The following is an 8111-nucleotide window of genomic DNA, read 5'->3' on the forward strand; positions in this document are numbered from 1 at the left end:
CCTGGCCGTGCTGCACGGTGCCGACTGCGATCCGGAGGACCTCGAGATCGGCCGCGCCGACCTGGAGGACGTGTTCATCGAGATCATGCGCGGCGAGACGCCGCCCAGAGTCGCGGCATGAACGGCGCCCGGCCGCTCCGAAGGCGTTCGTTCCCCCGCGGGGGGACGGCGCGCAGCGCCAAGGGGGCACCATGAACGCTGCGGTGGAGGCACTGCCCATCGCCGCCGAGACCGGCGTCCTCGCCGGCACGCGGACCCTGCTCTACAAGGAGGTGCTGCGCTTCTGGAAGGTGAGCTTCCAGACCGTGGCGGCGCCGGTGCTGACGGCGGTGCTCTACCTCCTGATCTTCGGCCACGTGCTCGATGGCCGGGTGACCGTGTTCGGCTCGGTCGGCTACACCAGCTTCCTGATCCCCGGCCTGGTGATGATGAGCGTGCTGCAGAACGCCTTCGCCAACTCGAGCTCGTCGCTGATCCAGAGCAAGATCACCGGCAACCTGGTCTTCGTGCTCGTCACGCCGCTCTCGCACTGGGCCTGGTTCCTGGCCTACGTCGGTGCCTCGGTGGTGCGCGGCGTCGCCGTCGGCGCCGGCGTGCTGCTGGTGACGGTCTGGTTCGCGCCTCTGCAGGTCGCCAACCCGCTCTGGATCGTCTTCTTCACGGTGGCCGGCGCGGCGCTGATGGGCGCGCTCGGCCTGATCGCCGGGCTCTGGGCCGAGAAGTTCGACCAGATCGCCGCCTTCCAGAACTTCATCATCATGCCGATGACCTTCCTGTCGGGCGTGTTCTATTCGGTCGCGTCGCTGCCCCCGGTCTGGCGCGAGGTCAGCCACCTCAACCCCTTCTTCTACATGATCGACGGCTTCCGGCACGGCTTCTTCGGCACCAGCGACGTGTCGCCCTGGCTGAGCCTGGCGGTGGTCGGCATCAGCCTGGCCGTCGTCTGCGCAGCCTGCCTGCACCTGCTGCGGATCGGCTACAAGATCCGCCACTAGCTTGCGGCACCCGGTGCCCCTGCCCGCAAGCGGCCGGGAGGCCCCGCGCTAACATCGCCGCATGGCCGAGCCCACCCCCGCCGAGATCGAGCGATTCATCGCCGACGGCCTCGCTTGCGAGCACCTCGAGGTCGAGGGCGACGGCCGCCATTTCTTCGCCACCATCGTCTCGGCCGAGTTCGCGGGCAGCAGCCGCATCGCCCGCCACCAGCGGGTCTACCGGGCCCTCGGCGATAGAATGCGCGAGCAGATTCACGCGCTCTCGATGAAGACGCTGACGCCCGAGGAATGGGCGTCCGAGCGCGCCGCTTCCCCCTCCCACCCGCACTGACACCGGCCGCCGGCGCCGGGCGCCGCCCGGACCGATCGGAACCCGTTCGATGGACAAACTGCGCATCCGCGGCGGCCGCCGGCTCGAGGGCGAGGTCGCCATTTCCGGCGCCAAGAACGCAGCCCTCCCCGAGCTGTGCGCAGCGCTCCTGACCGCCAAGCGCGTGCAGCTCGCCAACGTGCCGCGCCTGCAGGACGTCGCGACGATGCTCAAGCTGCTGCGCACGCTCGGCGTCGCGCTGGAGCGGGTTGAGGGCAGCGATGCGACGGTAAGCCTCGACGCGAGCGACATCACGTCGCGCGAGGCCGGCTACGAGCTCGTGAAGACGATGCGCGCCTCGATCCTGGTGCTCGGGCCGCTGCTCGCCCGCTTCGGCGAGGCGCGGGTGTCCCTGCCCGGCGGCTGCGCCATCGGCACGCGCCCGGTCGACCAGCACATCAAGGGGCTCCAGGCGATGGGCGCCGAGATCGTCGTCGAGCACGGCTACATCGTCGCCCGCGCCGAGCGCCTGAAGGGGGCCCGCATCACGACCGACATGGTCACCGTGACCGGCACCGAGAACCTGCTCATGGCCGCGACGCTGGCCGACGGCGAGACGGTGCTCGAGAACGCGGCGCAGGAGCCCGAGATACCCGACCTCGCCGAGATGCTGATCGCGATGGGCGCGCGCATCGAGGGGCACGGGACGAGCCGGATCCGCATCGTCGGCGTCGAGCGGCTGCACGGCGTGTCGCACCGCATCGTGCCCGACCGCATCGAGGCCGGCACGTTCCTGTGCGCGGTGGCCGCCACGGGGGGCGACGTCGTCCTGCGCCACGCCCGCGCCGATCACCTGCAGGCCGTCGTCGACAAGCTGCGCGAGGCGGGCGCGGCCATCGAGGCCGGCGACGGCTGGGTACGGGTGCGCGCCGACGGCCGGCCGCGGGCGGTGGGCTTCCGGACCAGCGAGTACCCGGCCTTCCCGACCGACATGCAGGCGCAGCTGATGGCGCTCGACTGCATCGCCGACGGCTCGGCGACCATCACCGAGACGATCTTCGAGAACCGCTTCATGCACGTCAACGAGTTGCTGCGGCTGGGCGCCCACGTCGACGTCGACGGCCGGGTCGCGGTGGTGCAGGGCGTTCCCAGGCTCTCCGGAGCAGCGGTGATGGCGACCGACCTGCGCGCGTCGGCGGGGCTGGTGATCGCCGGGCTGGTCGCCGAGGGCGAGACCGTCATCGACCGCATCTACCACCTCGACCGCGGCTACGACCGCATGGAAGCGAAACTGCTGGGCCTCGGCGCGGCCATCGAGCGGGTGTCGTGATCACGCTCGACACGCTGGAAAGGCAAGCGTGATCACGCTCGCCTTGTCCAAGGGCCGCATCCTGGACGAGAGCCTGCCGCTGCTCGCCGCCGCCGGCATCCGGCTGGCCGAGGACCCGGAGACGAGCCGCAAGCTGATCGTCGCGACATCGCGCGCCGACCTGCGCGTCGTGCTGGTGCGCGCCAGCGACGTGCCGACCTACGTCCAGCACGGCGGCGCCGATCTCGGTGTCGTCGGCCTCGACACCCTGCTCGAGCATGGCGGCGAGGGCCTGTACCGGCCGCTCGACCTGGGCATCGCCCGCTGCCGCATGAGCGTGGCCGCGGCGCACGACTTCGACTACGCCGCCGCCGCGCAGCAGGGTTCGCGCATCCGCGTCGCCACCAAGTTCACGCGCATCGCCCGCGATCACTTCGCCGACAAGGGCGTCCACGTCGACCTCATCAAGCTGTACGGCTCCATGGAGCTGGCGCCGCTGACCGGCCTCGCCGATGCGATCGTCGACCTTGTCGCCTCCGGCCACACGCTGAAGGCGAACGCGCTGGTCGAGGTCGAGGAGATCATGCCGATCTCGGCCCGCCTGGTCGTCAACAAGGCGGCCCTGAAGCTGAACCGCGAGCCGATACGCGCCATCGTCGACGCACTCTCGGCCGCCGTGGCCGCTGCATCGGGAGCGCGGTCGTGAGCGTGGCGGTTCGGCGCCTGCGCAGCAGCAACGCCGGATTCGCGGCCGAGCTCACGGCGCTGCTCGCCTACGCCGCTGATGCCGACGCGGCGATCGAAGCGACGGTCGCCGCCATCCTCGCCGATGTCCGCGGTCGCGGCGATGCGGCCGTCCTCGAGTACACGCGCCGCTTCGATGCGATCGACGCGGCCTCGGTCGCCGACCTCGAGATCGGCGCCGGCGAGCTCGCCGCCGCACGCGACGGCCTGCCTGCGGCGCAGCGCAGCCCCCTCGAGGCCGCAGCCGAGCGCGTGCGCGACTTCCACCAGCGTCAGCTCGAAGCCACCGGCCGCAGCTGGAGCTACCGCGACGGCGACGGCACGCTGCTCGGGCAGAAGGTGACGCCGATCGAGCGCGTCGGCATCTACGTGCCGGGCGGCAAGGCCGCGTACCCGTCGAGCGTGCTGATGAACGCACTGCCGGCCAAGGTCGCCGGGGTCGGGCAGATCGTCATGGTCGTCCCGACGCCGCGCGGCGAGCGCAACCCGCTGGTCCTGGCAGCCGCGGCGATCGCCGGCGTCGACCGGGTCTTCGCCGTCGGCGGCGCGCAGGCCGTCGGCGCGCTCGCCTACGGGACGGCGACGATCCCGGCGGTGCACAAGATCACCGGGCCGGGCAACGCCTACGTGGCCAGCGCCAAGCGGCGCGTCTTCGGCACCGTGGGCATCGACATGATCGCCGGGCCGAGCGAGATCCTCGTCCTCGCCGACGGCACGACGCCGCCGGACTGGGTCGCGATGGATCTCTTCAGCCAGGCCGAGCACGACGAGCTGGCGCAAAGCATCCTGCTCAGTCCCGACGCCGCCTACCTGGAACGCGTCGGCGCGGCGATCGACCGGCTGCTGCCGCAGATGCCGCGCCGGGGCGTCATCCGCGCCTCGCTCGAAGGGCGGGGCGCCTTCATCCTGACGCGCTCCATGGAAGAGGCCTGCGAGATCAGCAACCGCATCGCGCCCGAGCACCTCGAGGTCAGTACCCGCGAACCCGGGCGCTGGGAGCCGCTCCTGCGCCACGCCGGGGCGATCTTCCTCGGCGCCTTCACGAGCGAAAGTCTGGGCGACTACTGCGCCGGCCCGAACCACGTGCTGCCGACCGCAGGAACGGCCCGCTTCTCGTCGCCGCTCGGCGTGTACGACTTCCAGAAGCGGACCAGCCTCATCGAGGTCAGCGAGCAGGGCGCTGCGACGCTCGGCCCGATCGCATCGGAGCTCGCGCGGGGCGAAGGCCTGCACGCGCACGCCGCGGCCGCGGACCTGCGCCTCCCGGCGAGCAGGCGAGGCAGGCCGTGAACCCCGCCATGAACGATCGCTACGCCAGGGTCCTGCGCCAGGACGTGCAGTCGATGCACGCCTACGCCATCCAGCCGAGCAGCGGCCTGGTCAAGCTCGACGCCATGGAGAACCCGTTCCGCCTGCCGGAGCCGCTGCAGAAGGAGCTCGGCGAGCGGCTCGGCCGCGTCGCCATCAACCGCTACCCGACGACCTGCATCGCCGACGTGATCGCCGCGCTCGGAGCGCACGTGCAGCTGCCGGCCGGCTGCAAGCTGATGCTCGGCAACGGCTCGGACGAGCTGATCTCTTTGCTGACGATGGCCTGCGACCTGCCCGGCGCCACCGTCCTCGCGCCGGTGCCCGGCTTCGTGATGTACGCGATGTCGGCCAGGCTGCAGGGGCTGGCCTTCGTCGGCGTTCCGCTCACGCCGCGCTTCGAGCTGGACGAGCCGGCGATGCTGGCGGCGATCGAGACGCACCGTCCGGCGATCACCTGGCTGGCCTGCCCGAACAACCCGACCGCCAACCTGTTCGACCCGGCCGCCGTCGACCGCATCGTCGACGCCATCGGGGCGCAGGACGGCCTGGTCGTGATCGACGAGGCCTACCAGCCGTTCTCGTCGCGCACCTGGATGAGCCGGGTCGGCACCTCGCCGCACCTGCTCGTGATGCGCACGCTGAGCAAGTTCGGCCTGGCCGGCGTTCGCCTCGGCTACCTGGCCGGGCCGGCGGCGCTGATCGACGAGATCGACAAGGTTCGTCCGCCGTACAACATCGGTGCTCTCAATGCCGAGGCGACGCTGTTCGCCCTGGCGCACGCCGACGAGTTCGCGCGCCAGGCGGCGCTGCTGCGCGACGAGCGGGCCCGGCTGCAGCGCGAATTCGCGGCCCTGCCGGGCGTCGAAGCCTTCCCGAGCGAGGCCAACATGATCCTGGTCCGGGTCGCCGACGGTGCCGCGGTATTCGCCGCCATTAAGCAGCGCGGCGTGCTCGTCAAGAACGTCGCCGGGCTGCATCCCCTGCTCTCCGGCTGCCTGCGCCTGACGGTCGGCACGCGGGAGGAAAATGCGCTCATGATCGACGCCCTGCGCGCTTCCGTGCGCGCTTGACCCCCATGAACGCCCCCGCACCTGCCACCGTCGCCCTGTCGTCGCCTCCGCCGCGCCGGGCGTGCATCCGCCGCGACACCAAGGAAACGAAGATCCGCGTCAGCGTCGAACTCGACGGCCACGGCTCCGCGAAGCTCGCCACCGGGATCGGCTTCTTCGACCACATGCTCGAGCAGATCGCCCGGCACGGGATGATCGACCTGGAGATCGAGGCCGAGGGTGACCTGCACATCGACGGCCACCACACGGTCGAGGACGTCGGCATCAGCCTCGGCATGGCCGTCGCCCAGGCGGTGGGCGACAAGCGCGGCCTGATGCGCTACGGCCACGCCTATGTGCCGCTCGACGAGGCGCTGTCGCGCGTCGTCATCGACTTCTCCGGCCGGCCGGGGCTGGTCATGAACGTGCCGTTCAAGGCCGGGATGATCGGCGGCTTCGACGTCCAGCTGACGCACGAGTTCTTCCAGGGCTTCGCCAACCACGCGCTGGCGACGCTGCACATCGACAACCTGCGCGGCGACAACGCGCACCACCAGTGCGAGACCGTCTTCAAGGCGTTCGCGCGGGCCCTGCGCGCGGCCGTGACGGTCGACCCTCGCCTCGGCGATGTCGTGCCGTCCACGAAGGGCAGCCTGTAGGCCCGAAAGCTCAGCGGTGAAGCGAACCGTCGCCGTCGTCGACTACGGCATGGGCAACCTGCGCTCGGTGGCACAGGCGGTCGCCCGCGTCGCCCGCGAGGCGTCGAAGTCGGGCGACGCGGTGGGGGTGGTCGTCACGGCGAAACCCGAGGAAGTCGCCGCTGCCGAACGCGTCGTCCTGCCGGGGCAGGGCGCGATGCCCGATTGCATGCGCGAGCTGCGCGACTCGGGCCTGCGGGGCGCGGTGCTCGAGGCGGCTGCGGCCAAGCCGCTGCTCGGCGTCTGCGTCGGCATGCAGATGCTTCTCGATCGAAGCGAGGAAGGTCCGCCTGGAGCCGGAACGCCCGGCCTCGGCCTGATCGGCGGCGAAGTCCTGCGCTTTCGCCTCGAGGGCCGGCTTCAGCCCGACGGCAGCCGCTACAAGGTGCCGCAGATGGGCTGGAACGAGGTCTGGCAAGCCCGGGCGCACCCGCTCTGGGAAGGCATCCCGGACGGCAGCTACTTTTATTTCGTGCACAGTTTCTTCGCCCGGCCGTCGGACCCGCGCCACAGCGTAGGCGAAACCGATTACGGCGCCCGCTTTACCTCCGTGCTGGGCCGAGATAACATTTTCGCGACCCAGTTCCATCCCGAGAAAAGCGCCGATCACGGCCTTGCGTTGTACCGTAACTTCCTGCACTGGACCCCTTGACGCCTGGCATCGAAGCGCGAGAGCGCTTCCTCACCGTCCGGTACTCCGCTTGACTCGGCCATGCTGCTGATCCCTGCAATCGACCTGAAAGACGGTCACTGCGTGCGCCTGAAGCAGGGTGACATGAGGGACTCGACGGTCTTCAGCGAAGACCCGGCCGCCATGGCGCGGCGCTGGCTCGACGCCGGAGCGCGGCGCCTGCACCTCGTCGACCTGAACGGCGCCTTCGCCGGCAAGCCGGTCAACGAGGCCGCCGTGAAGGCGATCCTGGCCGAAGTGGGCGACGAGATCCCGGTCCAGCTCGGCGGTGGCATCCGCGACCTCGACACCATCGAGCGCTATCTCGACGACGGCCTCAGCTACATCATCATCGGCACCGCGGCGGTGAAGAACCCCGGCTTCCTGCGCGACGCCTGCAGCGCCTTCGGCGGCCACATCATCGTCGGCCTCGACGCCAGGGACGGCAAGGTCGCCACCGACGGCTGGAGCAAGCTCACCGGCCACGAGGTGGCCGACCTCGCGCGCAAGTTCCAGGACTACGGCGCCGACGGCCTGGTCTATACCGACATCGGCCGCGACGGCATGCTCACCGGCATCAATGTCGAGGCCACGGTGCGGCTGGCCCAGGTGCTGACTATTCCGGTCATCGCCTCCGGCGGGCTGGCCTCGATGGCCGACATCGAGAAGCTCTGCGCCGTGGAAGAGGTCGGCATCGAGGGCGTCATCTGCGGCCGCGCGATCTACACCGGCGACCTCGACTTCGCCGCCGCCCAGGCCCGCGCCGACGAGCTCGCCGACGCCTGAGCCGACCCCGCTTGTCATCCTGGGCGAAGCGAAGGATCTCTTCGCCTGCCGGGATCCTTCGCTGCGCTCAGGTTGACACGACGCCCATGCTTGCCAAACGCATCATTCCCTGCCTCGACGTCACCGCCGGGCGCGTCGTCAAGGGCGTCAACTTCGTCGCCCTGCGCGACGCCGGCGACCCGGTCGAGATCGCGGCCCGCTACAACGAGCAGGGCGCCGACGAGCTGACCTTCCTCGAC

At 70.7% G+C, this 8111-nt stretch carries 10 protein-coding genes; all 10 read left to right on the forward strand.

The window, feature by feature from the left end; translation table 11 throughout:
* Positions 1 to 191 precede the first annotated feature (191 nt).
* Positions 192 to 995, forward strand: coding sequence for an ABC transporter permease (locus AC30N0_RS08965; protein WP_489517579.1), 804 nt, complete (start codon positions 192 to 194; stop codon positions 993 to 995).
* A gap of 61 nt (positions 996 to 1056) precedes the next feature.
* On the forward strand, positions 1057 to 1326 hold the full coding sequence (locus AC30N0_RS08970) for a BolA family protein (RefSeq protein WP_489517580.1): 270 nt from the start codon (positions 1057 to 1059) through the stop codon (positions 1324 to 1326).
* A 49-nt stretch (positions 1327 to 1375) separates the two neighbouring features.
* Positions 1376 to 2635: a UDP-N-acetylglucosamine 1-carboxyvinyltransferase gene (gene murA, locus AC30N0_RS08975; protein ID WP_489517581.1), complete on the forward strand. Its 1260-nt coding sequence runs from the start codon at positions 1376 to 1378 to the stop codon at positions 2633 to 2635.
* Positions 2636 to 2663: 28 nt separating this feature from the next.
* A complete protein-coding gene (gene hisG, locus AC30N0_RS08980; protein WP_489517582.1) occupies positions 2664 to 3320 on the forward strand; it encodes an ATP phosphoribosyltransferase in 657 nt (218 codons plus the stop codon).
* Positions 3317 to 4648, forward strand: a complete 1332-nt coding sequence (gene hisD, locus AC30N0_RS08985) for a histidinol dehydrogenase (protein ID WP_489517583.1) — start codon at positions 3317 to 3319, stop codon at positions 4646 to 4648. Before hisG ends, hisD begins: the two co-directional genes overlap by 4 nt.
* An 8-nt stretch (positions 4649 to 4656) precedes the next feature.
* Positions 4657 to 5739 carry a histidinol-phosphate transaminase gene (gene hisC / locus AC30N0_RS08990; RefSeq protein WP_489517584.1) on the forward strand — a complete coding sequence of 361 codons (1083 nt, stop codon included), beginning with the start codon at positions 4657 to 4659 and terminating at the stop codon, positions 5737 to 5739.
* A gap of 5 nt (positions 5740 to 5744) precedes the next feature.
* Positions 5745 to 6377, forward strand: a complete 633-nt coding sequence (hisB, locus tag AC30N0_RS08995) for an imidazoleglycerol-phosphate dehydratase HisB (protein WP_489517585.1) — start codon at positions 5745 to 5747, stop codon at positions 6375 to 6377.
* Entirely contained in the window at positions 6346 to 7068 is a 723-nt protein-coding gene (hisH, locus tag AC30N0_RS09000) for an imidazole glycerol phosphate synthase subunit HisH (protein ID WP_489517586.1), read from the forward strand. Before hisB ends, hisH begins: the two co-directional genes overlap by 32 nt.
* 60 nt (positions 7069 to 7128) lie before the next feature.
* On the forward strand, positions 7129 to 7872 hold the full coding sequence (gene hisA / locus AC30N0_RS09005; protein WP_489517587.1) for a 1-(5-phosphoribosyl)-5-[(5-phosphoribosylamino)methylideneamino]imidazole-4-carboxamide isomerase: 744 nt from the start codon (positions 7129 to 7131) through the stop codon (positions 7870 to 7872).
* Between the two features lie 86 nt (positions 7873 to 7958).
* The coding region (locus AC30N0_RS09010; RefSeq protein ID WP_489517588.1) for a HisA/HisF-related TIM barrel protein at positions 7959 to 8111 on the forward strand (153 nt) is incomplete at its 3' end.

This window comes from Rhizobacter sp. (genome assembly GCF_031412495.1).
Taxonomy (GTDB): Bacteria; Pseudomonadota; Gammaproteobacteria; order Burkholderiales; family Burkholderiaceae_C; genus Schlegelella_A.

Excerpts from the sequence above, each read along its gene's own strand:
- AC30N0_RS08965 (WP_489517579.1), top strand. The coding sequence starts at position 192 with ATGAACGCTGCGGTGGAGGCACTGCCCATCGCCGCCGAGACCGGCGTC.
- AC30N0_RS08970 (WP_489517580.1), top strand. The coding sequence starts at position 1,057 with ATGGCCGAGCCCACCCCCGCCGAGATCGAGCGATTCATCGCCGACGGC.
- murA (WP_489517581.1), top strand. The coding sequence starts at position 1,376 with ATGGACAAACTGCGCATCCGCGGCGGCCGCCGGCTCGAGGGCGAGGTC.
- hisC (WP_489517584.1), top strand. The coding sequence starts at position 4,657 with ATGAACGATCGCTACGCCAGGGTCCTGCGCCAGGACGTGCAGTCGATG.
- hisB (WP_489517585.1), top strand. The coding sequence starts at position 5,745 with ATGAACGCCCCCGCACCTGCCACCGTCGCCCTGTCGTCGCCTCCGCCG.
- hisH (WP_489517586.1), top strand. The coding sequence starts at position 6,346 with ATGTCGTGCCGTCCACGAAGGGCAGCCTGTAGGCCCGAAAGCTCAGCG.
- hisA (WP_489517587.1), top strand. The coding sequence starts at position 7,129 with ATGCTGCTGATCCCTGCAATCGACCTGAAAGACGGTCACTGCGTGCGC.